At 35.8% G+C, this 26,714-nt stretch carries 28 protein-coding genes and 1 pseudogene; 2 read left to right on the forward strand and 27 right to left on the reverse strand.

Translation table 11 applies throughout. From position 1 onward, the window contains the following. Positions 1–8 precede the first annotated feature (8 nt). The 18 genes from G7059_RS07205 to rpsU form a co-directional block, all read right to left on the reverse strand. On the reverse strand, positions 9–650 hold the full coding sequence (locus tag G7059_RS07205) for a class I SAM-dependent methyltransferase (RefSeq protein WP_166081413.1): 642 nt from the start codon (positions 648–650) through the stop codon (positions 9–11). After that, positions 647–2,026, reverse strand: coding sequence for an RNA polymerase sigma factor RpoD (rpoD, locus tag G7059_RS07210; RefSeq protein ID WP_166081415.1), 1,380 nt, complete (start codon positions 2,024–2,026; stop codon positions 647–649). The genes G7059_RS07205 and rpoD overlap by 4 nt, the downstream gene beginning before the upstream one ends. An 11-nt stretch (positions 2,027–2,037) precedes the next feature. Continuing rightward, on the reverse strand, positions 2,038–3,774 hold the full coding sequence (gene dnaG / locus G7059_RS07215; protein WP_240920467.1) for a DNA primase: 1,737 nt from the start codon (positions 3,772–3,774) through the stop codon (positions 2,038–2,040). A gap of 13 nt (positions 3,775–3,787) precedes the next feature. After that, entirely contained in the window at positions 3,788–5,170 is a 1,383-nt protein-coding gene (locus G7059_RS07220) for a glycine--tRNA ligase (RefSeq protein ID WP_166081417.1), read from the reverse strand. After that, positions 5,167–5,889 (reverse strand): DNA repair protein RecO, encoded by a 723-nt coding sequence (gene recO / locus G7059_RS07225; protein ID WP_166081418.1) that lies wholly within the window; start codon positions 5,887–5,889, stop codon positions 5,167–5,169. Before recO ends, G7059_RS07220 begins: the two co-directional genes overlap by 4 nt. Continuing rightward, on the reverse strand, positions 5,864–6,760 hold the full coding sequence (era, locus tag G7059_RS07230; protein WP_166081419.1) for a GTPase Era: 897 nt from the start codon (positions 6,758–6,760) through the stop codon (positions 5,864–5,866). The genes recO and era overlap by 26 nt, the downstream gene beginning before the upstream one ends. Further along, on the reverse strand, positions 6,760–7,155 hold the full coding sequence (gene cdd / locus G7059_RS07235) for a cytidine deaminase (protein WP_166081420.1): 396 nt from the start codon (positions 7,153–7,155) through the stop codon (positions 6,760–6,762). The genes era and cdd overlap by 1 nt, the downstream gene beginning before the upstream one ends. Beyond that, complete coding sequence (locus G7059_RS07240; protein ID WP_166081421.1) at positions 7,152–7,502, reverse strand: diacylglycerol kinase; 351 nt, start codon at positions 7,500–7,502, stop codon at positions 7,152–7,154. Before G7059_RS07240 ends, cdd begins: the two co-directional genes overlap by 4 nt. After that, a complete protein-coding gene (ybeY, locus tag G7059_RS07245; RefSeq protein ID WP_166081422.1) occupies positions 7,495–7,938 on the reverse strand; it encodes an rRNA maturation RNase YbeY in 444 nt (147 codons plus the stop codon). The genes G7059_RS07240 and ybeY overlap by 8 nt, the downstream gene beginning before the upstream one ends. Positions 7,939–8,070: 132 nt before the next feature. Beyond that, a complete protein-coding gene (gene phoU, locus G7059_RS07250) occupies positions 8,071–8,700 on the reverse strand; it encodes a phosphate signaling complex protein PhoU (RefSeq protein WP_166081423.1) in 630 nt (209 codons plus the stop codon). A 1-nt stretch (position 8,701) separates the two neighbouring features. Further along, complete coding sequence (gene pstB, locus G7059_RS07255) at positions 8,702–9,460, reverse strand: phosphate ABC transporter ATP-binding protein PstB (protein ID WP_166081424.1); 759 nt, start codon at positions 9,458–9,460, stop codon at positions 8,702–8,704. Beyond that, a complete protein-coding gene (gene pstA / locus G7059_RS07260) occupies positions 9,457–10,683 on the reverse strand; it encodes a phosphate ABC transporter permease PstA (protein WP_166081425.1) in 1,227 nt (408 codons plus the stop codon). Before pstA ends, pstB begins: the two co-directional genes overlap by 4 nt. Next, positions 10,680–11,609, reverse strand: coding sequence for a phosphate ABC transporter permease subunit PstC (gene pstC / locus G7059_RS07265; protein ID WP_166081427.1), 930 nt, complete (start codon positions 11,607–11,609; stop codon positions 10,680–10,682). Before pstC ends, pstA begins: the two co-directional genes overlap by 4 nt. A gap of 42 nt (positions 11,610–11,651) precedes the next feature. Continuing rightward, positions 11,652–12,557, reverse strand: coding sequence for a substrate-binding domain-containing protein (locus G7059_RS07270; protein WP_166081428.1), 906 nt, complete (start codon positions 12,555–12,557; stop codon positions 11,652–11,654). Between the two features lie 135 nt (positions 12,558–12,692). Next, positions 12,693–13,892: a cell wall metabolism sensor histidine kinase WalK gene (locus G7059_RS07275; RefSeq protein ID WP_240920469.1), complete on the reverse strand. Its 1,200-nt coding sequence runs from the start codon at positions 13,890–13,892 to the stop codon at positions 12,693–12,695. After that, positions 13,876–14,547 carry a response regulator transcription factor gene (locus tag G7059_RS07280; protein ID WP_166081429.1) on the reverse strand — a complete coding sequence of 224 codons (672 nt, stop codon included), beginning with the start codon at positions 14,545–14,547 and terminating at the stop codon, positions 13,876–13,878. Before G7059_RS07280 ends, G7059_RS07275 begins: the two co-directional genes overlap by 17 nt. Beyond that, positions 14,525–15,502 (reverse strand): PhoH family protein, encoded by a 978-nt coding sequence (locus G7059_RS07285; RefSeq protein ID WP_166081430.1) that lies wholly within the window; start codon positions 15,500–15,502, stop codon positions 14,525–14,527. Before G7059_RS07285 ends, G7059_RS07280 begins: the two co-directional genes overlap by 23 nt. Before the next feature lie 68 nt (positions 15,503–15,570). Then, the gene (gene rpsU / locus G7059_RS07290; protein ID WP_166081431.1) at positions 15,571–15,756 is read right to left on the reverse strand and encodes a 30S ribosomal protein S21; all 186 of its coding nucleotides are present in this window, start codon (positions 15,754–15,756) and stop codon (positions 15,571–15,573) included. Positions 15,757–16,027: 271 nt separating this feature from the next. On the opposite strand from rpsU, the gene G7059_RS07295 reads away from it, so the two are divergent. Beyond that, complete coding sequence (locus G7059_RS07295; protein WP_166081432.1) at positions 16,028–16,552, forward strand: thioredoxin family protein; 525 nt, start codon at positions 16,028–16,030, stop codon at positions 16,550–16,552. Between the two features lie 80 nt (positions 16,553–16,632). Beyond that, entirely contained in the window at positions 16,633–17,325 is a 693-nt protein-coding gene (locus tag G7059_RS07300; RefSeq protein WP_166081433.1) for an A24 family peptidase, read from the forward strand. Positions 17,326–17,347: 22 nt separating this feature from the next. On the opposite strand, the gene G7059_RS07305 is transcribed toward G7059_RS07300, so the two are convergent. From G7059_RS07305 to G7059_RS07345, 9 genes and pseudogenes are all read right to left on the reverse strand, one after another. Continuing rightward, positions 17,348–18,004 (reverse strand): HD domain-containing protein, encoded by a 657-nt coding sequence (locus tag G7059_RS07305; RefSeq protein ID WP_166081434.1) that lies wholly within the window; start codon positions 18,002–18,004, stop codon positions 17,348–17,350. Further along, positions 17,994–19,697: a phosphoenolpyruvate--protein phosphotransferase gene (gene ptsP / locus G7059_RS07310; RefSeq protein WP_166081435.1), complete on the reverse strand. Its 1,704-nt coding sequence runs from the start codon at positions 19,695–19,697 to the stop codon at positions 17,994–17,996. The genes G7059_RS07305 and ptsP overlap by 11 nt, the downstream gene beginning before the upstream one ends. Before the next feature lie 123 nt (positions 19,698–19,820). Next, positions 19,821–20,411 carry a V-type ATP synthase subunit D gene (locus G7059_RS07315; RefSeq protein WP_166081437.1) on the reverse strand — a complete coding sequence of 197 codons (591 nt, stop codon included), beginning with the start codon at positions 20,409–20,411 and terminating at the stop codon, positions 19,821–19,823. Between the two features lies 1 nt (position 20,412). Further along, positions 20,413–21,857: pseudogene (locus tag G7059_RS07320) on the reverse strand (V-type ATP synthase subunit B). Between the two features lie 11 nt (positions 21,858–21,868). Then, positions 21,869–23,593 (reverse strand): V-type ATP synthase subunit A, encoded by a 1,725-nt coding sequence (locus tag G7059_RS07325; protein ID WP_166081438.1) that lies wholly within the window; start codon positions 23,591–23,593, stop codon positions 21,869–21,871. Continuing rightward, positions 23,590–24,171 (reverse strand): V-type ATP synthase subunit E family protein, encoded by a 582-nt coding sequence (locus G7059_RS07330; protein ID WP_166081439.1) that lies wholly within the window; start codon positions 24,169–24,171, stop codon positions 23,590–23,592. Before G7059_RS07330 ends, G7059_RS07325 begins: the two co-directional genes overlap by 4 nt. Then, complete coding sequence (locus tag G7059_RS07335) at positions 24,168–24,479, reverse strand: V-type ATP synthase subunit F (RefSeq protein ID WP_166081440.1); 312 nt, start codon at positions 24,477–24,479, stop codon at positions 24,168–24,170. Before G7059_RS07335 ends, G7059_RS07330 begins: the two co-directional genes overlap by 4 nt. Then, on the reverse strand, positions 24,476–24,904 hold the full coding sequence (locus G7059_RS07340) for an ATP synthase subunit C (RefSeq protein ID WP_166081441.1): 429 nt from the start codon (positions 24,902–24,904) through the stop codon (positions 24,476–24,478). The genes G7059_RS07335 and G7059_RS07340 overlap by 4 nt, the downstream gene beginning before the upstream one ends. Positions 24,905–24,917: 13 nt before the next feature. After that, positions 24,918–26,708 carry a V-type ATP synthase subunit I gene (locus tag G7059_RS07345; RefSeq protein ID WP_166081442.1) on the reverse strand — a complete coding sequence of 597 codons (1,791 nt, stop codon included), beginning with the start codon at positions 26,706–26,708 and terminating at the stop codon, positions 24,918–24,920. Positions 26,709–26,714: the final 6 nt, after the last annotated feature.

A 26,714-nucleotide genomic window follows, 5' to 3' on the forward strand; every position in this document is an offset into this window, starting at 1 on the left:
CTCCTTTCTTATAAAATAATTCCTTGAATAACATTATATTCTTCTAATAAAATATCATCAAAGTGTTTAATTTCTCTTAAATGTCGATAACGATTGTTGAGATATGTAAGATAATCTTCATCTTGACTGTCTTTAAGTATCGGTCCAATCCATTTATCGTAGTCGCTTAGTTCGATGGTGTCTTGACTTTTTATGACTTTCATCATAAATGTTGGAATATTTCGATCTAATAAGTAACGTTCATCAATAATTTCAAAGCCACCTTCGGCTAGTGATTCGCGTAGCCATGGTAACTTGGTATTTGCTTGAATAATAATAATGTCACTATCGTTAAAGTCATAGTCTTCCAATATCATCCAGATTGTTTCTGCACCCATACCTGCGAGCACATAACAATTAGCATCACCTTCAAACCCTTGTAAACCATCTCTTAATTCTAAAGAGACCTTATCACTAATTTCATATTTATTAACATTTTGACGAGCTTGCTCAAGTGGACTTGAAGCAATATCTAATGCATAAGCATATTCAGCTTTCCCTTCAAGAATCGCTTTAACAACGAGTAAACCGTGATCGGTTCCTACGTCAACAAGGCGACATCCATCGGGAATTAAGTCGAACAGCGTTTCAAGACGGTTGGATAATTTCATCGTTTGTCTACAAAATCTCTCAATCGTTTGGAACGTGTTGGATGTTTAAGCTTTCTAAGAGCTTTAGCTTCAATTTGTCGAATTCTCTCACGCGTTACATTGAATTCTTTTCCTACTTCTTCTAGTGTACGTGTACGTCCATCTTCAAGACCAAAACGAAGACGAAGTACCTTTTCTTCACGTTCAGTAAGACCTTCTAAAACCATATTGATTTCTTCTTTTAGAAGTTGGTTGTTTGCATAATCATCTGGTGATAATGCCTCTTTATCTTCAATGAAGTCCCCTAAGTGAGAGTCATCCTCTTCACCAATAGGTGTTTCTAATGAAACTGGATCTAATGCGATTTTTTGAATCTCACGTACTTTTTCAGGAGTCATATTTTCCATTTCAGCTGCAATTTCTTCCGCTGTTGGTTCACGTCCTAATGTTTGTACTAATGATCGTTGAATACGAGTTAATTTATTAATTGTTTCAACCATGTGAACTGGAATACGGATTGTACGAGCTTGGTCAGCGATTGCACGAGTAATAGCTTGACGAATCCACCATGTTGCGTAGGTTGAAAACTTAAACCCTTTCGTATAATCAAATTTCTCAACAGCTTTAATTAAACCCATATTTCCTTCTTGAATAAGATCAAGGAATAGCATTCCACGACCTACATATTTTTTAGCGATTGAAACTACCAGACGTAAGTTTGCTGAGATTAAGATACGACGTGCCTCCATACCATCAAAATATGTTGTAACACAGTTATCAATATATGACATTGATGACTCATCATCAGCATAGTGTTCCTTCAGTTCATCAAATAAGTCTTCAATACGAATTGTTTCTAAGAATTCCTCAAAGTCCTCATCTTCAATATCTGGGTAGAATGTATCACGATACATTTTATGCATCAATTGACGAGCTTCCTCACCCTCTTGAAGACGACGAGCAATTTCAGGTTCGTCCTTAGCATCAAGTAAGTTAACACGACCAATTTCTTTTAGATACATCTTAACTGGATCGTTAATACGAACTAAGTTTGCACTTGTAAGCTCATTTTCATACGAACTTAAGTCAACTTTATTCATTGAATCATCAAATGGTGCATCAGGGTCAACTTCTTCAATTTCATCATCAATGAAATCATCGTCATCATCAGATACTAGTAATTCTTCTTCTGAAATATCTTCTTCATCATCTGAATCTTTTAATTTAATATCATTGTCACTAATCCATTGAAATAACTCATCGTTTTCTTCATCAGATAAATTAAGGTGACTAATAGCTTTTTCTATTTCGTCATTAAGTAAATGACCTTTCTTTTCAAATTGTTTGAGTAAACTTTCCTTTACCTCATCAAATGTCTTAAGATTTTTGCGTGCCATACACATACCTCCTACTTAAGTGTGTTTCTTTTTTGTTGAATTGCTTCATTCAACAAGCGTATTTTTTCATCAAGTTGTTGTTGATGACTACCTTCGTTTTTTAAACTTAATATCCCCATTCGGACAAGCTCTCTTCTTACAATTTCAATGTTTTCACTTAAACTGTCTTTATCGTATTCGCCCGCAATATCACTCAGATCAATTTCAATGACTAATTGTCTCATAGAATCGTGAATATCAAGTGATAAAATATCTGCGAATTGTATTGAATTTTCAGTGCGATAAACATCTAAAATTACAAGCGCTAAATTTGTTGCCAAATCGGATATTAAGAATCCAAGTTGGTCACGGAATACATATGCCGCTTCTTTGGAATTAAGCATTTGTTTCAATATTGCTTGTTCTGGAATTGATACATCATGCCTTTTTGGAATTTCTACAATCGTTTTAGTTGAAACAGGCATCTGACGTCTTTCTGTTTGTTTCGATAGCACAGTATTTAATACTGCCATATCGAGTTTGGTTACGTCAGCAACACGTTTCAAATAATAACTTTGTGTTAATTCATCTTCTGTTTTTAGATGATCAATTACAAACTCAGCAACACGTTTATTCTTTTCAAAGCTTTCAGTTCCATAATTGCCTACTGCATAGCTAATTATGAAGTCTAACCAGTGAATTCTGTCTTCAATACCTTGTTTAACAGTATCTCCACCTAATTTTCGAACTGCGTCATCGGGATCTAAACCACTATCATTATACCATACTGATACATTGCACTGACTCTCTTTTAATCGCTTCCCAATGGCGTATGTAGCTTCTATACCTGCTCTATCACCATCATAGGCTAAGACGACATTGGAACTGCATTGTTTGAGTAGACGTATCTGCTCATCAGTACATGCGACCCCTAATGTAGCAACAGTATTAGGCATACCTGCTTTGGTCATTGCGATAACATCAGTAACACCTTCACAAACGACTACAAACTCCATACTGCGTGCTTGGTCCTTAGCGATGTGAAAGTTATAAAGGGTACGACCTTTGGTATAAATAGGCGTCTCAGAAGTATTGATATACTTCACCGAGTTACTATCACTTAATGCTCTAGCACTAAAGGCAATAACTTTTCCAAAAGGATTCATAATTGGAAACATGATTCGATTGTAGAATACGTCCCGTATACCATCATCGGACATCCTTACTAAGTCTGCCTCAATGAGTTCTTCTTGAGTAAATCCCTTTGCAAGGAGATAGTTCGCAAGCTGATTGTTACCACCTGCAACTCCTAGCCTGAACTGACGAATAAGATCTTGAGAATATCCCCGACCTTCAAGTTTATCCAAAGCCTCTTTACCATCACGAGAAAATAATTGATAAGAAGTGAACTGTTCAGCCTCTGCCATCGCCTCTAAAAGACGTTGGGTATGCGTATCAACAGGCCGAGTCTGTGTAGATTCATATTCACTTAAATCGATATTAACCGTACTTGCTGCTTTGATTACTGCATCAATAAAGCCAATCTTCTCAAAGTTTTGAATGAATGAGAATACGTTACCTCCTGCTCCACAAACAAAGCACTTATAAATCTGACGATCAGGAGAAACAGACATTGATGGGTCGTGGTCATCGTGAAAAGGGCAAATACCTAAATAATTTTTGCCCTTACGAGTTAAGGTCATATACTGTGATATTGTATCAACAATATCAACCTTAGACCTTACATCATTAATTACATCTTCAGGCATTCGCCTCATCACATCACCCTAAAATTTCTTTACGTAATAGTTCTTTTGCTTCTTCAATTGTTACACGTTTTTGTTCCATTGTATCGCGATAACGAACTGTGATTGAATCATCTTCAAGTGTATCAAAATCTATTGTTACACAGAATGGTGTTCCAATTGCATCTTGACGACGGTAACGTTTACCAATTCCTTGTGTCTCATCAAAATCACATACGAATTCTGATGTGAATTGAGCCATTACTTCCATTGCCTTTTCACTTAATTTCTTAGAAAGTGGTAAGAATGCAACTTGTATTGGAGCAACCTTTGGTGAGAATCGCATAACGATACGTTTTTCATCATTTTCTAAAGTTTCTTCATCATACGCTTCACAAATTAGTGCAAGCATTAAACGTTCTACACCCAATGCTGGTTCAACAGTATAAGGAATGTATTTCTCATTTGTTTCTGGATCATGGTATTCCATGCTTACTTTTGAATGTTCTTGGTGTTTTTTAAGGTCATAATCTGTACGGTCTGCAATACCCCATAATTCATCAAATCCCCATGGATAACGGTATTCAATATCTGAGGTAGCTACTGAGTAGTGTGACAACTCTTCGGCTTCATGCTCACGCATTTGTAAGTTTTCACGATTAATTCCTAAATCAACAAGCCAATTCATACAGAATTCTTGCCAATAGCTATACCATTTTAGATCTTCTCCTGGTTTTACAAAGAATTCTAATTCCATTTGCTCGAATTCACGAGTTCTAAAGATAAATTGTCCTGGAGTAATTTCATTTCTAAATGATTTACCAATTTGTCCAATACCAAATGGTAACTTCTTGCGCATTGTACGTTGAACGTTTCTGAAGTTCACAAACATACCTTGAGCTGTTTCAGGACGTAGATAAATTGCATTTGCATTATCTTCAAGAACACCTTGGAATGTTTTAAACATTAAGTTAAATTGACGAATTGAAGTAAAATCATGAGCACCACAATTTGGACAAGGAACATTATTTTCTTTAATATAATCTTCCATCTCTTTTAGCGTCATAACTGCAGCATTAACACTGCCACCACTAAACTCTTCAATTAATTTATCAGCACGGTGACGTGTATTACATTTACGGCAATCCATCAACGGATCGTTAAATGTATCTAAGTGTCCACTTGCTTTCCAAACGGAAGGATTCATTAATATTGCTGATTGAATCCCAACGTTGTATGGGTTTCTTGAAACGAATGATTCCCACCATATACGTTTAACATTTTCCTTTAATTCGACACCTAAAGGACCAAAATCCCATGTGTTCGCTAAACCACCATAGATTTCACTACCTTGGTATACAAAACCACTAATGCGAACGTGATTCACAATGGTCTCAAAATCAAATCTTTTCTCACTCATACTTCATATTCTCCTATCTCTTTTATTAATTCCCACGTTTTTAAACGAATATCAAAATAAAACTCAATATACTGTAATAGACGTTCCACTACAGCATCAATTTTTCCTTCTGCTGCATATTTTGATACATCAGATTTGCTAAACAAACCTTTCATCATCATGAGCAAGTATTTAGAATCTTGACGATGACTGTGTCGATTACAGAGAAATCCACCCTGTCTCACTGAGAATTCATTGATTAAAGGTGAACCACAAACTACACAACCCGATACATCAGGATTAAATCCATGTCTTTCAATAGTGTTAACTAAGAACAACACAAGTTGATACCGTGAATCTGACTCTTGCATGAATTTATGAAATGCGTCATAAACCCATTTCTCATTCTCACCAGAGTATGTTCGTACGAGAACTTCTCGAATCAATGACATATCTAATAGCCACGACATATTACTGCGAAGTTCTTTGTAGTTGTTAAGAATATCTCCCCCAATAATACGGTTAAGACGGTTCTCTTGCGAATTAAAACGGTATCTTACATACGTAAATTCTAAACCTAAATTACCCTGTTTCGATTTTGGCTTGTAATAAGCTGGCAAGACAAGACGTATAAGTCCTGATGTTTCTCCCAGAAACTGTACCATGCCATCGGTTTCTCGATAAGGCGTTATTGAAAGAACATAACCACATTCACTATGATTCGTATTCTGTCTCAACATAGCCCAATTGATTTAACATCTTCGCACGATTTCGCCAATTCTTTTCAACCCGTACATAGGTTTCCAAGAACACTTTGCCGCCGATTATTGTTTCAAGCTCTTCACGAGCTTTTTCTCCGATTGCTTTAATCATTCTACCTTGTTTCCCAATAACCATTCCTTTTTGGGAATCTCTATCGACTAGGATGACTGCATCAATTATCGTCGTATCTTTCTTTTTAACAATTCTCTCAATCGCAATCGCTACAGAGTGAGGAATTTCTTCCTCTGTTAATTCAAGAATTTTCTCTCTAATAATTTCTGCATAAATAAATTGTTCTGGATACGCACTAACCTGATCTTTAGGATAGTACATGACCCCTTCTTCCATATACTCTAAACTTACTTGAATCAAACGATCAACATTATCATTTGTAAGTGCAGATATTGGAATGATTTCTTTAAAGGTTCCATCATCATAGAATGCGATTTTTTCGATAAGTTCATCTTTTGTCATAGCATCTACTTTATTGATAAGAAGGAACACTGGTAATTTAGTGCTTCTGATTCGTTCAAGAACAAATTGATCACCTTTACCAAAAGCTTCAGTACCGTCAATAATGTAATAAATTAAATCCACTCCCTTAAAATGAGAGTATGATGCTTGATTCATTCTACTACCTAATTCGTGCTTAGGTTTATGAATACCTGGTGTATCGATGTAAATGAGTTGATACTCTTCTTCAGTTAATACACCTATAATTGCATCTCTTGTCGTTTGTGCCTTTGGTGACACAATTGCGATTTTTTGTTTAACGATTTGATTAATAAGTGTTGATTTCCCTGCATTCGGACGACCAACAATTGAAATAAATCCTGATTTAAATCCCACTATAACACATCCTTCTTTCCAAACATCATTGGTAGAAGGTTCTTAATATTAGTTGTCATTTCTTCTTTACCATTTGATAAATAAATAGGTGTCTCTTCTTCTAAAAGCTCAGAGAGTACTTGTCTGCAAATGCCACATGGACCAGCTAAGATATCACCATCTGTTACTATCGCAATTCCTTGAATATCACCTGAGCGATATCCATGAGAATATGCTGCAAAGATTGCGGAACGTTCTCCACAGTTTGTAGCTCCAAAGGACGCATTCTCAATGTTTGCTCCAATGAAATACTCATTATCACTAGTAAGTAGGCATGCTCCTACATGATAGTTTGAATACGGTGCATAAGCATTCTTCATTGCTTCATTTGCTTTTTTAATTAGTGTTTCTTTCATAACACCCTCCTTGCAACGATAATTATTGCGATTGTTATTGCATAGAACGCTGCCAAGAGAACAGCTGCAGCGGCAATATCCTTAATACGTTTAACTTGGAAATTATGTCTACGAATCATTAAGTCACAGAGATCTTCAATTGCAGAATTTAGAAACTCAGTAATTAGCACTACAAATATAGCACTAATCACAAACAACCACTCATTACTATCTATTTTTAACCAAACAAAGAAACCAACAGATCCTATTGCCATAAGAACTTGGATTAAGATACTTCGATCATATAGTATTCCTGCTTTAATTCCTGAGAAAGCTGCTTGGAATTTTTCTAGAAATCGTCTAACCATGTTTTGGTGCTATCTCTTTCAGTATTTCGTGTTGTAAACCAAACATTTCTTTTTCTTCTGCTTCACTGTGATGGTCATAACCCAATAAATGTAAATAACCATGAACCACCAAGAAACAAAACTCTCGTTTCAAAGTATGCCCATAGTCCTTAGCTTGTCGACGTAAGGCATCCACACTAATGATGATATCTCCCATTAGTAATTGTCCTTCATCAACATCTCCATCTACAAAACTTAATACATCTGTAGGTCTATCAACATCACGAAAATCTCTATTGTACTGGTGAATCGTCTCATCATCAACAAGTACCACATTCACAATGACATTCTCATCATGTTCAACCACCTCTAATGTTTTACTTAAGAGAGGTTTTAAATATTGCTTATAAGCACGCCACGACGTCTCCTGGCTATTGTTTATAAAGTTAATTTCCATAGTTATCACATCCTAAACTATTATAACATAGTGGTACAAGCATTGAAATACGATATATCCACTATTCTTCACACTTTTAGTCCTTTAATTATACCCTAAACATTAAAAAAACAAAGTGAATTAACACTTTGTTTAACCGAAGTCGACGCGTTGGCCATTTACGATGTAAATCACCTGTTCACAGATATTCTTACTGTGGTCCCCAGCCCGTTCGATATTACGCAATATTTCCGCTAGTTGAAGTGGAAATATATGAGTTTCCGACATATCAGCATACCTATCGACTATCGTTTTAAATCCTTGATCTAAGAGGTCGTCTTGCTGAGCAGCTTCATACGCTTTCTTGACATCTTTTTCTTCTAAAGCTTCAAGGACTAGATCGAAATTAGTCATAAAAATTGAAGCCATCTCAAAAATACCTTCTTGAAAGCTTCTCATATCTTCGTCACCTTTAATAACGAAACGCCCAATGTTTTTGGCATAATCACCAATTCGTTCTAAATCAGTCGCAATCTTAATCCCGCCTATTAGAAGTCTTAAATCACGAGCTACTGGTTGTTGAAGACTTAGTGCTGATATCGCACTGTTATTAATTGTATGATCAATGTTGTTAATGATTTCATCTCGTTCAACAACTTTTAGCGCCAATACTTTATCGTTAGACTGTAGAGCAGTAATTGCCTCACTCATTGCATAACGAACTTTAGTAGCCATGTTTGTCAGTTCATTTTCAAACTCAATCATTATGTCTTGAATTCCCATATTAACCAAACCTTCCTGTTATGTAATCTTCTGTACGTTTATCTTTTGGTGTGTGGAACAACACTTTAGTGTCATCATATTCAATAACCTCTCCTAATAAGAAGAAGGCTGTCTTATCACTAATACGCGCTGCTTGTTGCATGGAGTGCGTTACAATCACAATTGTATAATCACGTTTTAGTACTTCGATGAGCTCTTCTACCTTCGCAGTAGCTATTGGATCTAATGCTGAAGTAGGTTCGTCCATTAGGATAACTTCTGGCTTTAGTGCAATTGCTCGTGCGATACAGAGACGTTGTTGTTGCCCTCCAGATAGTCGGAGTGCTGATTGATGAAGACGATCCTTCACTTCATCGTAGAGTGCCGCTTGTTTCAATGAAGAAATAACAGCTTCATTCAGTATTTTTTTATCTTTTATCCCTTGTACCCTTAAACCATAAGCAACATTATCAAAGATACTCATTGGAAATGGATTAGGTTGTTGGAAAACCATCCCAACTTTAGTACGAAGCGATACAATATCAAGCTTTGAATCGTATATGTTCTTACCATTAAATTTTACATCACCTTCAATACGACATGAAGGAATAAGATCGTTCATTCGATTTAATGTGCGTAAGAATGTAGATTTACCACATCCAGACGGGCCAATAAATGCCGTAACTTTATTCTTTTTTATATCGATATTGATATCTTTTAGGGCGTGGTTGTCGCCATAATAAAGATCCAGATTTCTAACTTCAAAACTGTTTAGATTCATGCTTGTCCCAACTTTCTATTCAAGCGTTTGCTTAAGAGTTTAACACTAACATTAAGCAATAATACGAGCACTAAGATAATAATTGATATGGCACTCGCTAATTCAAAGTTTGGTTGTTCCTGCCCCATTACTGACCAAATTTGTACAGCAAGGGTTGTAGCTCCTTCACCAACACGAGGTGCATCGTTTACGAAGGTTCCCATTGTATAAATTAATGCTGCCGATTCTCCAATAATACGACTAACTGCAAGTAATACTGCGGAGAGAATCCCTGGAAGTGCGGATGGTAAGATAACTTTAAATATCGTTTGTGTTTGACTAGCACCAAGAGAAAGTGATGCTTGTCTATATGCCTGTGGTACGACAATTAAAGACTCTTGCACCGAACGTATTATAACTGGCAAAAGAATGACTGCCATTGTGAGGGATCCTAACAGAATACTTAATCCCTTAATATTAAATAATGTTGTAATAGGATATAAAACAACAATACCCATAAGACCAAAGATAATACTTGGTACACCTGCTAACATTTCTATACAGCGTTCAATAAAGCTATTGAAACGATTGGGCTCTGCAATCTCTGTTAAGTAGATTGCAGCAAAAATTCCAAGTGGCAAGGCAAATAAAAGTGATAGACCGATTAACATCAAGGTTGCAAGTAAGGATCCCCAAATCCCTCCACCTGGTGTTTGATAATAGACGGTGTTTAGTGAGACACTTGTATCAAGTTTCGAAACCATGGACTGAGCATTGTCAGCGAATATAGTCCCCATCAATATTATGTCTCCTGATTCATCGTAAGCATCAATCTTTTCAATTTGATCTCCTACATTAACCGTTAGCGAATTACCATACCCTGAGCCTTTTGTTGCATTAATAGATTCACGAAACGGAGAGTTTTCATCAACATAGGAAACCTTAATAAGTTTTGCTTTCTCATGACTTATCGCATCTTCGAATGCTATCCCATATTTCTCACTAAAGAATTCATTGTCTTTCAGATCATCAGGTCTTTCAAAGTGTGTTGCTTGAGAATCTTCCCAAGTAATTAAATAGTTCTGTGTCCAATAATTATTCGTCAACATCTCCATACTCAGAGAATCTTTACCTTGGATAACGACAAAACCAAATATTGCCACAAGCACTATTAGTGTAAGTGATGAAGCGAGATAGGTTAGTGCGTTAAGAAATGCATCTTTAATTTTACGTGTTCGTGTCATTTCCCTTCATCCCCTATCTTTTGTTTTAACTTATGAATTAAGAAATTAGATATTAATATTGTAATCATTAGGACGATACCAACAGAGAATCTTACGTCATAGTCAAGTCCTGTAGTCTCCTTTAAACCAGAAAGCATTGTAGACGTAAGTGTACGAGTGATATCAAAGGGATTCCAAGTAGGACCCATTGATTTATTTCCCGCAACCATGGATACTGCTGTAGCTTCTCCAAATGCCCGCGCTAACCCTAAAATCAAACCTGCAAAGATTCCGGATTTAGCACTTGTAAGTACTACTTTAAAATTAGTTTGTGTTTTAGAAGCACCGAGAGCAAGTGACGCTTGTTCTAATTCAGGACGTACTGCCTTAATTGCAACAATAGATAGTGATGTCATTGTTGGTATGACCATAATAGCCAACAAAATAACAACAGCTAACATTGAACGACCACCAAAGGTAGTATATCCAAAAGTAAGTGCCATCTTATCAACCCAAGAAACAATGACCCCTGATGCAAAGACCCCATATACTACAGACGGAATAGCTGCCAACAGCTCAATAACTGTAGTAAAAATTGTGTCTAGTGGTTTAGGAGCAATTTTGGCGATAAAGAGTGCCGTAAGAACCGAAATTGGAAATGCGATAAGCATAGCTAGAAACGCTGTCACTAGTGTATTGATAATGATAAACAATACACCATAAACTCCTTGATCAGCACGCCATTCAAAACCACTTAAAAACGAAAGGATGTTCAGAGACCCTTCATAGCTCGGCATAAAAACTGAAATACCTTTTTGAACAATAAATACAAAGATAAAAAGAATCATTGACGCCGAAAGAATTCCAGCAAGCTTAAATAAGCTACGGAATAATACATCAACCAGTCTTTTTCTTTTTTGATATCCTAATAACTTTTCTGGATTCATAAAACACCCTACTTTCAAGCGAAAAGCTTAGACAAGCTAAGCTTATTCAAATTCATTCCAAGTCTTAATTGTACCGTTAAATATATCTACAAGTTGTTTTGCACTAGCATCTTTAATTTTTGTATTGGATGATGAAACTACCACTACAACCGCATCTAGTGCATAGACACCTGAAGTCAATCCTTCAGAAACTGGTTCTTCTGCTTTAAATTCACGTGAAGCAAATCCGATATCAATTGCATTCGCTCCATCTTTTTCTGCTCCTAGAGCACGTTTATACGCATCTCCAGACCCTGTTGCATTTGGTTCATACTTGAAGTTACCTGCTAAAGGAATAAAGGATTTAACAGCTGCAGTTAGAGTTTTATCAACTGAAGTTGATCCGCCTGTTTTCAATGTAATTGAACTGTTATCTTGTTCTACAATAGGATGATTCTTTGCAAGTTGTGCCCATGGTGTACCTGAAGCAGTATCAACAATTCCTCCTGCCGCTAACACGACTTGTCTACCTTCAGTAGAATTTGCGAGATAATCAATGAAAGCTAAGACTAATTGTTGTTTCTCATCACTTCCGAAATCCCCATCTGCACGTGTTACATAAGAGAATGGACGTGCTAACTTATAAGAACCGTTGTTTACTGTTTCAACTGTAGGTTCTACTCCTTCATAAGATAAAGGACTTAGCTTATTTGCTTCAAAATCCGTTGTTAAGGAAACATATCCAATTCCTGATGGACTCGCTCCTACTTGTTTGGCCATATCACCATTTGCTGTTGTTTCAGCACTGTTGCTTGTTAATGCATCCAAACCAATAATTGATTCAAAAGCTTCGCGTGTTCCCGAAGAACTATCACGAGTATATACTTTAATTTCTTCGCTACTGGATGGATTACTTGAACAACCTACTAAAACAAGAATACTTAATAATAATGCTAAAGTTTTCTTCATACTTCCTCCGATGCAGTCTATCATTTCTGCTATCTGTATCCTATCAAGGAAAGATTAAAGAACTATCAATTAAATGTTAAGATTCTGTTAACAAAAAAATCTTATGTGCTCGGTTATCCAAACACATAAGATATATTAAAGTATTATTGTAAAGCATGTACCCTTTTTAGGTTCGCTAGTAACATCGATGGTCCCATCATGAGATTCAATGATGGACTTACTAATTGCCAAGCCAAGTCCACTGCTTCCGTTTTGTCGACCACGAGCAGGATTCCCTCTAAAGAATCTCTCAAAGATATGAGGTAAGATTTCTGGATTTATTCCTTCTCCATTGTCTTTAAAATCAATTTTTATACGATTATTTTTTTCACTACAATTGATACGAATCTCTCCATCCTTTGCATAGTTGATTGCATTGTTGAAAAGATTTAGGAAAACTTGACTCAGACGGAACTGATCAGCATCCAACTCTAAATTAGATGGACAATTCAAGATAACACGAATGTTTGCTTGATGAAGCTCTTGACGACGTTCATGTATTAATCCATCAAAGAATTGTTTGAGATTGAAGTGCGTCTTCTCTAAGTATACTTGATTGGATCGTAAACGTGATTGTAACAACAAGTCATCAACAATCTTTTGAAGACGATTGTTTTCTTTCTCAATTTGCTCATGAAACTCTTTCGCTGTTTCTGGATCATCAAAGTCTTCACGGTTCAGGATTTCTATCATTCCCTTAATTGATGTAATCGGTGTTCTAAGCTCATGGGAAGCATCAGCAATAAAACGTTTCTGCATTTTTTCACCATCAACAACGCGCGTAACATCTTGGAATATCAACATACATCCATTGTAACGATTATCTTCGCTTACGAGTGGAATAGATAACACTTGGTAATCCACTTCTTCGTGATTTAACTGTCTTACAAATTGCTTTTCATTTAAGAATGCATCAAGAAGAATTTGTCGTATATGAATATCAATAACACTGTCATAAACGTTAACTGCTTTCTCACCAATTAATTTATCGAAGTATTGATTACTTACTTCAAAGTCTCCTCTTTGGTTAATGTATACAAGTGGTGAAGGGATTGCATTGATTAAGGCTTTTAGCTTATCAAATGCATCATCAGCTCTTACGTTTGCAGCATCAGCCTCTTGTTCAACATTCTTCACAATACTTGATAGTTCTTTGTCTTGTTTAAAGTAATACATAAGCCACGCAACAATCTGAACGAGAATAAACAATAATATAGCAGCTCTATTATTTGCCCAAACTGTAAGTGCTCCTGTTATTAAGAATATAATAATATTCAATTTAAATTCTTTTGGCAACGTAACCTACCCCTCTCAACGAATTAATTCGTACATTGGACGTTTCCAATTTGTTTCTTAATTTAAAAATATGTACGTCTACGATACGAGTATCGCCATCATATTCATAGTTCCATATTTCTGATAATATTTGATCTCTACTTAATACAATGTTTTCATTACTTAGAAGGTATACAAGTAAGTCAAATTCTTTTTTCGTTAATTCTATGAGCTCATCATTAATCTTTACTTCATGTTCATCTAAAGACACAGACACATTACCAACTTTTATATAGCGATGATGAGAATTCGCATATGCACGTCTTAGGTGTGCCTTGATTCGAGCAGTAAGCTCTCGTGGAGAAAATGGTTTGGTAAGATAATCATCGACACCAGCTTCAAAGGCTTCTAGAATATCTGTTTCTTCGTCTTTGGCAGTAAGCATAATAAGAATTGCATTCAAACCAGCAGAACGGAATTTAGCAACCAGTTCAACGCCTGAATAATACGGAAGCATCCAATCAATGACAATCGCATCATAGTTATTCTTTAGAGCCAATTCAAGCCCTTCACGGCCATCTTTAGCAGAGTCGACTTCATACCCTAGTTGTTTAAGGTCATAGCGTAGAAGCCTCCTAATCCCCTCTTCATCTTCAATAATTAGTAGTCTCATCATTCAACTTGTCTCCTTCTGCAAACTTCTTAAGAATCTTGATAACAAGTGGATGTCGCACCACATCAGTATGACTTAAGTTTGCAAACGCTATTTCTGGTATATCTTTCAAATATGCTTGAGCTATCTTCAATCCCGATTGTTGCTTACGAGGTAAATCGATTTGATCCACATCTCCAGTAACAATCATTTTAGAATTTCTCCCCAACCTTGATAAGAACATCATCATTTGCGCTTTTGTAGTATTTTGAGCTTCATCTAGAATAATCACCGCATCATCCAAAGTACGACCTCTCATGTATGCAAGAGGTGCAATTTCAATTATACCTTTTTCAATATAACGCTGGGTACGCTCAGTAGAGAACATATCATCTAAGGCATCATAAAGTGGTCTTAGATACGGATCAACCTTTTCCTTTAAGTCTCCAGGTAAAAATCCGAGGTTCTCTCCTGCTTCAACAGCAGGACGTGTTAAGATAATTTTAGATATTTCATTTTTCTTAAGCTGTTCAGCTGCATAACATACTGCTAAATATGTTTTACCAGTACCTGCAGGACCAATTGCGAACGTTAGGTCATGGACCTTCATTGCATCAATAAGTTGTTTTTGACCTAAGGTTTTTGCGCGAATTGGTTTACCATTAAAGGTTCTTGTAAGAATCGCATCCATCATTTCGATAAAACGATCAATATGACCTTTATCAACAACCTCAAAGAGATAATCCAAATCACTCATTTCTAATCGTTGATAGCGTTCAATTACCTGTGTCGCTAGATTTAAGTAATCAAGTGCTTTTTGAACATCTTCTTCAAGACCAACTACTTCAAGAACATTGTTTACTAAATTAATTCTTACACGATATCTTTTTTCTACTTCAAAGATTGCTTTGTTTTCAATTCCTGCGAGTTGTTGCAGGCTTACATCTTTTTCTAATAAATCAAATATACGAGTTGTCAAATAGCAGACCTCCTTGTTTCTACTATCATAACATAAAAAAATCTGTATCTTACGATACAGATTAGTTTTTATTTACGTTTCTTACGGCGCGCTTTACGTGCAGCCTCAGATTTCAATTTGCGACGAACGCCTGGTTTTACATAAAACTCTCTTTTGCGAGCCTCAGCAAGGGTTCCATTACGAGATACTTGACGTTTAAAACGACGTAATGCGTCATCTAAACCTTCGTTCTCTTTAACTACTACTCTCGACATGACTAACCTCCCTTCTGATGCAAGCATTATAATTATAACAAATGAGATTCAAAATGCAATATTTCAACGCGTATTCTTAACGTTTTTTTAAGGAAATTGCTTAATATATGCATATAACCTTAACAATCGCCTTTATCGAGTCACTATCCAGTAATAATATACTGCCTTAGAAACTATACCACAAACACAATTACGAATACAAGATGAACTTTTGGTTAAAATGATTGTGCTTTCTGAAAAAATAACTATAATAGTTACATGGAGGATTTATATGAAAAAGAAATTAATAGCTATTTTAGCACTGATTTTTATAATCACAGGATGTTCAAGCGGGTCAAAAGACTTCATGAGCGGTTATAAAGGTTTCGATAAGAAGGATCACCATTATGTACAAACTTCTGCAGAAGATATGTTTAATAAGCTAGAAGCTAAAGAACCAGGTCTATACTATTTTGGTTTTGATACATGCCCTTGGTGTGTTGCCCTTGTACCTGTTCTTGAAAATGTAGCAACAGAAGTAGATCAAAAAATCCAATATCTCGATATTAGAAGTGATGATTTTAATAAATATAGTAAAGCAGAAGAACGATACTTTGCTTTCAACGATACATTACCAACACAATATAGAAATGATAAGTTTCAAGTTCCATTCCTAGTTTCAATTAGTAAATCAGGTAACATTGTAACACACCTTGGAACTGTCGATGATCACGATGGACAAACACCATTATCAGAACAAGACATTGATTTCTTATCAGTACGTCTAAAGGAAATGTTCCTTAATACAACTAAGTAATACAATTGTTGATTTCGAAAGAAATCAACTTTTTTTATGGTTTCTTCTTAATGCAAGCTATTTATATAGTGGTGATAACTTTGATAGTCATTTGGATTATTGCATCAATCGTTAGTTCTTTTATGAATTGGCTCGTTTCTACAATCATAAATAATGATTCTTTACTTAGAAGCCGCTCGCGTTGTGACTTCTGTCAACACACTTTATTTTGGTTTGACTTGATTCCTTTCTTTAGTTTTATATTCCTAGCTGGTAAGTGTCGCAACTGTAAGCATACTCTTAATAAAAAAGAATGGTTCATTGAACTTTTCTTCCCATTGTTAATTTTCTACTTATTTATGAACGCACAATCATTTGAACATTTCCTTATTCATTTCTCTATTGCTTTTATCCTTATTACAGAATCGCTTATCGATATCCAACTGCAAATCGTTTATGATACAACTCACTATCTTCTCCTAGCCCTTACAGGCCTTTTAAGGCTCCTAAACGGTATACCTCTTACAGATAGCCTAACTTTCTGCATACTACTCACTACAGCGTTGTATGTAGTCTCTAACAAAACAGGTGGTATAGGTATGGGTGATGTTAAACTCTTGGGGGTTCTATCCTATTTGTTGTCTTTAGATCAATTTGTAGTTGCTTGGTACATTACAATCATCTCAAGTCTGACATATTCCTTATTTCTTTTACTTAAAGGACATGGCACAAAAACACGAATTCCCTTTATCCCATTTATTTCAATTGGTGTTATTGCTACACTTTTGATATAAAAAAACCAACAGAAGTTGTTGGTTAAAGGTTATCTTTCATTTCTTCCATAAACTCATTGTAGAAATCAACGAGTAATTGATGGCGTGTTTCTGCAATCTTAATACCTTCAGGAGTCAAAATCCATTCACGTAGTAGTAATAGTTTTTCGTTGAAATGATTGATTGGATTTCTTTCAAGATTACGATATTCTTCGATGTTTTCTGGAGCAATTCCTTCTAATTTAGGATCATGAAAGGGATGTTTCTTAGACCCTGCATAGTAGAAAGTACGTGCTATACCTACTGCTCCCATAGCATCAAGTAAATCAGCATCGCTGACATACTGTGCAGGGAAAGTTTTATTCTTAATGCCATAACCGCCACGATAGCCTATTTGCTTGATACCATCGATAATTAGGCTTTCTTTACCTTCAAGGTCAAGATTCCACTCACCAAAGAGTTTTAGTAAGTCGGAACTCATATCATCACTAGGATTGATTTTATCATCAAAGACATCATGAAAGTATGCGATAACTAGAGCAGCAAACAATTCTTCATCATCATAATGCATTAAACGTGTTGTAAGATTTACAACACGTTTTGTATGATAATAATCATGACCCGTATATTCTTGAGCAAATAACTCAAAAATTTTGGAATCGATTGTTTGAATTGTTTGTTGCTGTTTACTACTTAACATATTGACTTAGAAGTTCTAATACTTCTTCAGTCGTTGCTTTGTTAAGTGCTTCTTCAGCAAGTTTTTGCATTTCTGCAAAGCTTAGATCACGGATAATACGACGTGCTTCTAAGATTGATGAAGCAGACATTGAGAATTCATCAAGTCCAAGTCCTAATAACAATGGAATTGCTTTTTCATCTCCTGCCATTTCTCCACACATTCCACACCATTTACCTTCTTTATGAGCACCATCAATTGTCATCTTAACAAGACGTAGAATTGAAGGGTTATAAGGTTGGTAGAGGTATGAAACTTTTTCGTTCATACGGTCTGCAGCCATTGAGTATTGAATTAAATCATTTGTACCAATACTGAAGAAGTCAGCTTCTTTAGCAAATTGGTCTGCAAGCATTGCTGCTGCTGGGATTTCAACCATCATACCTAATTCAATATCATCACTGTAAGCAATACCTTCTTTGGATAAGTTTTTCTTTTCATCTTCAACAAGAGCTTTAGCATCACGGAATTCTTGTAATGTAGCGATCATTGGGAACATGATACTTAATTTTCCATAAACACTTGCACGTAATAATGCACGAAGTTGTACTCGGAAAATGTCAGTACGGTCTAAACATAAACGGATTGCTCGGTATCCTAAGAATGGGTTCATTTCATGTGGGAATTTGAGGTAAGATAATTCTTTATCTCCACCAATGTCGAGTGTACGAACAACAACACGACCTGGTGCCATATTTTCTAATACTTCTTTATATGCTACGAATTGATCTTCTTCTGAAGGAAGTTCTGAAGCATCCATGTATAAGAATTCTGTACGGTAAAGACCCACTCCTTCACCACCATTATTTAGAACACCTTCAACATCTTTAGGTGTACCGATATTACCTGCTAATTCAACAACATGTCCATCAGTTGTTTTTGATTCAGCATCTTTAAGAGCTTTTAAACTTTCTTTATGGTCTGCAAAAGCTTGTCCTTTAGCAGCATATTCTTCTTTTTGTGCATCACTTGGGTTAAAGATAATAACACCATCGATTGCATCAAGAATAATATCTTGACCATGTTCACACTTATCTAAAAGTGCACCTGCTCCAACAACTGCAGGAATTTCTAAACTACGAGCCATAATAGCTGAGTGGGATGTACGTCCGCCAATCTCAGTTGCAAAACCTTTAACAAAATCACGATTTAATTGAGCTGTATCGGATGGTGTTAAATCTTCAGCAACAATCACAACTTCTTCATTGATAGTTGTTAAGTCTGGGATGATTAATCCTAATACATGAGTTTGAATACGATATGTTACGTCTTTAATATCTGCAGCACGTTCACGGAAGTATGGATCATCCATGCTTTCGAACATACCAATAAATGTTGATGCGATTTGATTTACAGCAAATTCAGCATTCACATTCTCAGATTTAATAACTTCTTCGATTTGTCCAACAAATTCAGGATCTTGAGTAACCATTAAGTGAGCATCAAAAATTGCGAGCTCTTCATCTGCCAAACGTCCAACTGCGTTTGCTTTGATTGCCTCAATATCATTTTGAGTTGCAGTAATTGCGTCTGCGAGCTTTTTGATTTCTTCATCAACATTAGCCTCACGACGTTCTACATTTACAACAGGATGTTGTAATTTGAATACTTTTGATACTGAAATTCCTGCCGAAGCAGCGATACCTTTAATCATATAATTTTCTCCTCCACTCAGTACAACACTTCTATATTATCATTTTTTGATAGCCTTATCAAAACAAAAAAGGTTTTTTATTTAAATGATATTACTTCATAGAAAAAAGACGTCTTAGACGCCTTACATTTTCTTTACTTTCTTCATTCTGAGGAATTCTTCACGATCTTTTTCTTCAAGAGCATCTGAAATAACTCGAATGTTGTTTTCTAAATCAGGAATCACAATTTTATCGAGAGCATTAGCCCGTTTTCGACTCTTTTCAATAGCCTTAGCAAGGCGATACATTCCATTGTCTAGCTCAGCTAGTTTAACAGTGTAATACTTCACCTGTCTCATCTTAATGAATACATCATCAAGTGTTGAGTTTGAGATGCCAAGTGAGAAAGGAATTTCTAAAGGTTTCTCTTCTAGAGTAACCTTAGGAATCTCAATCCCCATTACCGAACGATAGACAATCTTAATATCATCCTCTATAGGCATTAACTTCGCAAGACGATCAATAACACCATAACTAACGTTAGCACGCTGTAAAGCTACGTACGCCTCTTCATAGGCAACATCAATCACATCCCGGAGTTCCTTAACATCATCCATGAGCTTTGTAAGCTCCTGCATCAGAATCATTCGTTTGCGATCCATTAGATCATAACCAACTCTTGCTAAACGCAAGGATTCTTTATTCGCAAGTAAGTTTCCCTTAGTGACTAACATCTTAGTTTACTCCATCGAAAAGTGCATCATCAAATAAAGTAGGTGCATTAATCTTAAAGTAGTTAACAGCCTTAGAATTGTCGTAGTTTGCATTTAATGTATCTGCATCAAGTCTGTCTAAATCATATTTAGGTAAAAGCGACAGTAAATGCCAACCAATATCAAGTGTTTCAGTTATTTGACGGTTTGCCTTATCCCTTGCCCTACAAAATAAGCTTCAAAAAGATTACCAAATGCAAGATAACGTTGATCATGACGTGATAATTCATCCAGACCAATTACAGATGCTAGGTTTCGTACATCAATAACACGTGCATAAGCAGCGAAAAGCTGTGAAGAAACACTATTGTGATCACCACGAGTTAAGCCTTCACCAATACCATCCTTCATTAAACGTGAAAGTGATGGCAAGACATTGATTGGTGGATAGATACCATTTTGTTGCAGGTTGCGATCGAGTACAATTTGACCTTCTGTAATATAACCAGTACAGTCAGGAATTGGATGCGATATATCATCATTTGGCATAGTTAAAATTGGAATTTGAGTCAATGACCCTGTACTTCCTTCTATACAGCCTGCTCGTTCATACATTGAAGCAAGATCAGAATAAAGATATCCTGGATACCCTTTACGACCTGGAACTTCTTCTTTTGAAGAGCTGTACTCACGTAAAGCTTCACAATACGAGGTGATATCTGTCATTACAACTAAGATATGCATATTTTTTTCAAAAGCTAAGTATTCAGCTGCTGATAAAGCAAAACGTGGCGTTAAAATACGTTCAATAATTGGATCGTTTGCAAGGTTTAAAAACATTGTAACGTGATCCATGACACCGTGATCAATAAATGTTTGTTTAAAGAATGCGGCAACGTCATGTTTTACACCCATTGCAGCAAATACAATCGCAAAGTTTTCATCATTGTCACCGTGAAGTTTGGCTTGACGCACAATTTGAGCAGCTAGCTCATTATGAGATAAACCACTTCCTGAAAATATAGGTAATTTTTGACCACGTATTAAAGTGTTTAAACCATCGATTGCACTAATACCCGTATTAATAAAATCTCGTGGATAAATTCTTGAAACTGGATTAATAACACGACCATTAATATCACGTGATTCTTCAATGAAGACATCACCCAAACCATCGATTGGTTCACCAGAACCATTAAAACTTCTACCTAGAATTTCTTCTGATAGACCAATTTCAATAGGACGACCTGTAAGTTTTGTCATGACATTATTCTTTGACAAACCTTCTGTATTTTCAAATACTTGGATTAATGCACGTGTTCCTTGAAGTTCAATGATACGTCCAAGGCGTTTATGATTATTTTCATCGATAAGTTCTACGAGTTCGTCAAACGAAGCTGTCTCTACCCCATCAATTGCAACTAGAGGACCATTAACACTTTCTAAACCTTTGATATATATACTCATGTTTATTCCTCCTAGTCTATCGATGCAAGGGCTGCATCAATTTTTTCATAATATGTCTTAAATTCATCTAAGTCAGTATCAATGACATATTTAACACCAATAATTTCTTCGAAAATTCGTGTTTCAATAATAGCATTCATCGGTTTTTGTTCTTTAAGAAGTTCTAAGGACTTATTATATGCATAGGCAATAAGCTTCATCATTTCATATTGTTTAGGTAATGAAACTGAACTATCAAATTTATGGAATGCATTTTGTTGTAGATAACCTACTCGAATTACACGAGCAATCTCTATAACTAATTTTTGACGGTCTGCTAAAACATCTTGTCCAATTAGTTTCACAATTTCCATGAGGCTTGTTTCCTCATTAAGAATTGATAAAAGAAGTTGGCGATATTCTAAGTAGTCTTCAGCGATGTTCTCCCCATACCAATCTCGTAATTGTACGAGGTATTCACTATAACTTTGATTATAGTTGATTGAGGGAAAGTGACGTATATAAGCTAGAGACTTATCTAGAGCCCAGAAAGCACCGATAAAACGTTGTGTATTTTGGGTTACAGGTTCTGAGAAGTCAGCACCTTGTGGTGAGATTGCTCCAATAATACTAATGGATCCGACATCACCATTTAATGTTTCTACAAACGAGCTACGTTCATAGAATTGAGCAAGACGAGAAGCAAGATATGCTGGGAATCCTTCTTCCGCAGGCATTTCTTCAAGACGTCCTGAAAGCTCACGTAAAGCCTCAGCCCAACGTGATGTAGAGTCAGCCATAAGCGCAACGTGGTATCCCATATCACGATAGTACTCTGCAAATGTAATACCTGTATAGATGGATGCTTCACGAGCAGCAACCGGCATGTTTGATGTATTCGCAATAAGAATCGTTCTTTCTAATAAAGTACGACCTGTTTTAGGGTCAACAAGTTCTGAGAATTCTTCCAATACTTGTGCCATTTCGTTACCACGTTCACCACAACCAATATAAACAATAATATCAGCATCACACCACTTCGCAAGTTGGTGTTGAAGCATTGTTTTCCCTGCCCCAAAACCTCCAGGAATTGCAGCACTTCCTCCCTTTACAATTGGAAAGAAAGTATCAATGACACGTTGTCCCGTAATAAGTGGAACTTTCGCGTCAATACGACTCTTAACAGGTCGTGAGTGACGAATTGGCCATTTAAGAGATAGAGTCATTGAATTTCCATCCTCAAATGCAATAACCGTTTCATCAAGTTTATAACTTTTATCAACACATTCAGACGCAATTACTCCATCTTGTGTTGAACAGAGTCGGTGTTCAATAGATCCTGTTTCTTCAAAAGTTGCTAATACTTGACCTCTTTTAACAGAATCTCCTTTAGATACTAGATAATGAAGATGCCATTCTTTATCTTCTGGTAAGGTACGCATGGATTGACCAACATCTAAATAAGAACCATAAGTTTCAGACAATCCTTTTAATGGGCGTCCAATACCATCATAAATATTTCCTAATAATCCAGGTCCTAGCTCTACACTTAGAGATAAACCTGTATGTTCAATTGATTCGCCTACCTTCATGGATGTTGTTGATTCATAAACTTGGATGGTTACAAAGTCTTTATCGATTCCAATAACTTCACCCATGATTTTCTTATCACCAACATAAACCATTTCAGACATCATAAAATTATCGACATCTTTACTTTTTATGATAGGTCCGTTAATCCAATATACTGTACTCATTTTGAAACCTCCACAATACCTACATTACTGTTTTTAATAAAGGTTTCAATTGCAGTATCAAAACGTGTCTTCAATGAATAATCAAAGACTAAATTTTGATATTCGCAAATAATTCCTCCCATCGGTAATTCTATGGATTCTACAGTTACATCTTCTGTGATAAGTTTATGGTCTTCTGCACGTACTTTCACAATTAAGTCATGCGCGTTAACACGTTCTTTGAGAGTTTGTATAATTTGATTCAAATATGACGCGTATTCTTTTGTATTAATAAACTCTAGAATATCTTTAGTAAGAGATTCTTTAAGTTCATCCAGTAAAAGACTGCGTTCATTTCTTAGTTTACGATTGTTTTCAAATCGTAATTCTGATTCAATTTTGCTTCTTTCTTTCGAAACTTTATCTTTAATTAAGTTAAGCTTAGAATCAAATGTTTTTTTCTTTTCTTGAGTATATTCATCCAGTTGTGACTGGAGTCTTTCTGTAAACTGTGTATTCATTTCATTGGATTCATTACGAACCTCAGAAACAATAGTGTCTACAATACCCTGAGTTACTTGAGCTTTAACACTTGTCATCCTATCTTCCTTCCTATTATCTTCGAGATCGTCTCATCAATCATTGCCTGAACTTCGTGTGACTTATGACGATCACTAATTTCCACAATAAGCGGGCGTTTCGAATTTAACTTTAAATCTTGTAATTTATCACGATCAAGATTGAATACTACGGTTGTAACTAATAGTATTCCAATAGCTTCATCCTGTTTGACTTCTTCTAGAACACGATGAAGTTCTTCTTTTTCATGAACAATAACTCCCTCAATTCCAGCGAGTCGCAATCCCATTTGTGTATCTGTATTATCACTAATGAGATACATTCTCATAATTTTTGAATAATTAAGATTGCAATAAGAAGACCGTAAATAGCAACCCCTTCACCTAAAACAACATAAATCATAGCTTTACCAAAGTTATCTGGATTTTCTGAAATAGCACCGATAGCTGCAGGAGCTGCTTGCCCTACTGCATAACCAGCACCAATTACAGATGCACTAACAGCGATTGCTGCTGATAAGAATCCCATTCCTTGAGCGTTGCTTCCTACAAATGCTGATTCAGCTTCTGCAGCATAAGTTGCTCCAGCGAATAGAATAAAACCACATAGTGTAGCAAAGAATAATGAAATTTGTAGATACATACGGAACTTAGCACTACGAACGTCTAACTTTCCTTTAAAAACTGGTACTAATGGTAGTGATATAATTGCAATTAGCACGATTGGCATAATAATTTCGAATAAATTTAACATAATGTTCCCCTTCTTATTTGACCGCTTTAAACGGTTTTCCTCCACCGTCATAGAAACGGCTAAATATTTCATAATATTGAAGACGTAGTGCTTGAATACCTACGAGCAAGCCTTCTAATCCGATAACAAGTACATTACCAAGAATGAATACAATTGGTGATGCATTACCGGTCATTTGTTGAAGTGTCATTACAACTGTCATCATCCCTGCATGGCTTAAGATAAACCCACCGACACGCATAAATGACATTGTGTTGGATACAAATCCTAGTAACACTTCAAGTAACTCAAATACTGATTCTAAGATGTAACCACCCCATCCTTCTTCTGGAGCGAGTTCTCTTTTTTCTAGCAAGTGAGTTAATGGTTCTTTAAAGAACATCATAAGGAATGGAACGACTAAGAAACAAACAATTGTTATTGGATTTAAGATGTTGTTTCCACTCGCTAACCCTACAATACTTAACATTAAGAAACCATAGAATATAAACCCAGCAAGTCCATTTTGAGTAAACAGTGCTCGCTCATATCGTTTACGACGTAACGATATGATGATATTGGTGAGCATTCCACTCAATATCAAGAACACCCCTACAGCAACTGCTGAGATTAATAGATTCATTGTGAATTCTGGGCTCGTGACATGGATTGGTAAACCAAATGGTTCTAAGAATGGTTTGAGAATTTCTTCATTTCCAAAGAATGAACCATAGATTACACCAAAAATCATCGAGAAGATTCCTAATCGGAAGATAATTTTAGCTAAGTCACCGGAGCACTTCTTATTCCATATGTAACCCACTAATGCAATTACCATACCTTGACCAAGATCTCCAAACATCATGCCAAATAGTAAGCAGTATGTAATCGCGAAAAATGGTGTAGGATCATATTCTCCATACTTAGGTAAACCATACATTTCAATAAATAATTGGAATGGTTTAAAGAATTTTGGATTCTTCAACGAAGTTGGTGGTAAAAGTTGTTTTTGTACTTCAGGTGGGAAGTCATGAATTGCTTCACCAGCTGTGAATTTTTCTTTAAAGTCTTGAATACAGTCCTCAGTAACAAAGCCTGATAACACTACTTGCTCATTGTACACTGCTATGTATTTATAGTAGTCTTCACATTCACTCATCATCTCTACAAAACCATAGATATTTTGTAAACGATCGTCAAAGGTATAATGAATATCTGCATCTAAAGATTTAGGTATAGGAATCAGATCAAAACTTAAAGATTCAAAAAGATCTACAAAGAATTGCTCATCCTTTTTAAGACACACATAAATAACCCAAGCATCATGCTTATTACGATGAAGTTCTGTAAAGACAAATTTCTCATCAGCATACTGTGTAATCTTATCTCTACTACTAATCGGCATTCTACCAAAATTAAATGAAATCAATCCATCATGAATACCATCAAGTGGATATTCTTGAAGCTTTTCAAAAGCGATAATATCATCTTTATGCATTTGTTTCATAAAGTCGTGCATTTCTTGATGTGTATCTGCAATTTTCTCTGATTGAGAAATGACTGTTTCAATTTCTTCAATAGAATAGTCTTGAGTAACCTTTGGTTCAAGGACTACTTCTGATTCTTTTAAAAGGCTTAAGATGCGATTATAGTAATTTTCATAGATATGTGGTGATGAATATGCTTCACCACCATCACCTTCAGTAATGACCGAACTACTTAATTCTGGATGAAATCTTGTATAGTCTTTAATCGATCGAATCATTTGCAGTACACCATCAGGACGTGTAGAAACTGTTACAAATCTCATTTTTTCTATTGCCACTTTTCT

It is taken from the genome of Erysipelothrix sp. HDW6A (genome assembly GCF_011400295.1).
In the GTDB taxonomy this organism is placed as follows: Bacteria; Bacillota_I; Bacilli_A; order Erysipelotrichales; family Erysipelotrichaceae; genus Erysipelothrix.

What these genes read in the sequence shown, in the direction of transcription:
- G7059_RS07205 (WP_166081413.1), bottom strand. Translation starts at nt 650, where the DNA reads ATGAAATTATCCAACCGTCTTGAAACGCTGTTCGACTTAATTCCCGAT.
- rpoD (WP_166081415.1), bottom strand. Translation starts at nt 2,026, where the DNA reads ATGGCACGCAAAAATCTTAAGACATTTGATGAGGTAAAGGAAAGTTTA.
- dnaG (WP_240920467.1), bottom strand. Translation starts at nt 3,774, where the DNA reads ATGCCTGAAGATGTAATTAATGATGTAAGGTCTAAGGTTGATATTGTT.
- G7059_RS07220 (WP_166081417.1), bottom strand. Translation starts at nt 5,170, where the DNA reads ATGAGTGAGAAAAGATTTGATTTTGAGACCATTGTGAATCACGTTCGC.
- recO (WP_166081418.1), bottom strand. Translation starts at nt 5,889, where the DNA reads ATGTTGAGACAGAATACGAATCATAGTGAATGTGGTTATGTTCTTTCA.
- cdd (WP_166081420.1), bottom strand. Translation starts at nt 7,155, where the DNA reads ATGAAAGAAACACTAATTAAAAAAGCAAATGAAGCAATGAAGAATGCT.
- G7059_RS07240 (WP_166081421.1), bottom strand. Translation starts at nt 7,502, where the DNA reads ATGGTTAGACGATTTCTAGAAAAATTCCAAGCAGCTTTCTCAGGAATT.
- ybeY (WP_166081422.1), bottom strand. Translation starts at nt 7,938, where the DNA reads ATGGAAATTAACTTTATAAACAATAGCCAGGAGACGTCGTGGCGTGCT.
- phoU (WP_166081423.1), bottom strand. Translation starts at nt 8,700, where the DNA reads ATGGGAATTCAAGACATAATGATTGAGTTTGAAAATGAACTGACAAAC.
- pstB (WP_166081424.1), bottom strand. Translation starts at nt 9,460, where the DNA reads ATGAATCTAAACAGTTTTGAAGTTAGAAATCTGGATCTTTATTATGGC.
- pstA (WP_166081425.1), bottom strand. Translation starts at nt 10,683, where the DNA reads ATGACACGAACACGTAAAATTAAAGATGCATTTCTTAACGCACTAACC.
- pstC (WP_166081427.1), bottom strand. Translation starts at nt 11,609, where the DNA reads ATGAATCCAGAAAAGTTATTAGGATATCAAAAAAGAAAAAGACTGGTT.
- G7059_RS07270 (WP_166081428.1), bottom strand. Translation starts at nt 12,557, where the DNA reads ATGAAGAAAACTTTAGCATTATTATTAAGTATTCTTGTTTTAGTAGGT.
- G7059_RS07280 (WP_166081429.1), bottom strand. Translation starts at nt 14,547, where the DNA reads ATGATGAGACTACTAATTATTGAAGATGAAGAGGGGATTAGGAGGCTT.
- rpsU (WP_166081431.1), bottom strand. Translation starts at nt 15,756, where the DNA reads ATGTCGAGAGTAGTAGTTAAAGAGAACGAAGGTTTAGATGACGCATTA.
- G7059_RS07295 (WP_166081432.1), top strand. Translation starts at nt 16,028, where the DNA reads ATGAAAAAGAAATTAATAGCTATTTTAGCACTGATTTTTATAATCACA.
- G7059_RS07305 (WP_166081434.1), bottom strand. Translation starts at nt 18,004, where the DNA reads ATGTTAAGTAGTAAACAGCAACAAACAATTCAAACAATCGATTCCAAA.
- ptsP (WP_166081435.1), bottom strand. Translation starts at nt 19,697, where the DNA reads ATGATTAAAGGTATCGCTGCTTCGGCAGGAATTTCAGTATCAAAAGTA.
- G7059_RS07315 (WP_166081437.1), bottom strand. Translation starts at nt 20,411, where the DNA reads ATGTTAGTCACTAAGGGAAACTTACTTGCGAATAAAGAATCCTTGCGT.
- G7059_RS07325 (WP_166081438.1), bottom strand. Translation starts at nt 23,593, where the DNA reads ATGAGTACAGTATATTGGATTAACGGACCTATCATAAAAAGTAAAGAT.
- G7059_RS07330 (WP_166081439.1), bottom strand. Translation starts at nt 24,171, where the DNA reads ATGACAAGTGTTAAAGCTCAAGTAACTCAGGGTATTGTAGACACTATT.
- G7059_RS07335 (WP_166081440.1), bottom strand. Translation starts at nt 24,479, where the DNA reads ATGAGAATGTATCTCATTAGTGATAATACAGATACACAAATGGGATTG.
- G7059_RS07340 (WP_166081441.1), bottom strand. Translation starts at nt 24,904, where the DNA reads ATGTTAAATTTATTCGAAATTATTATGCCAATCGTGCTAATTGCAATT.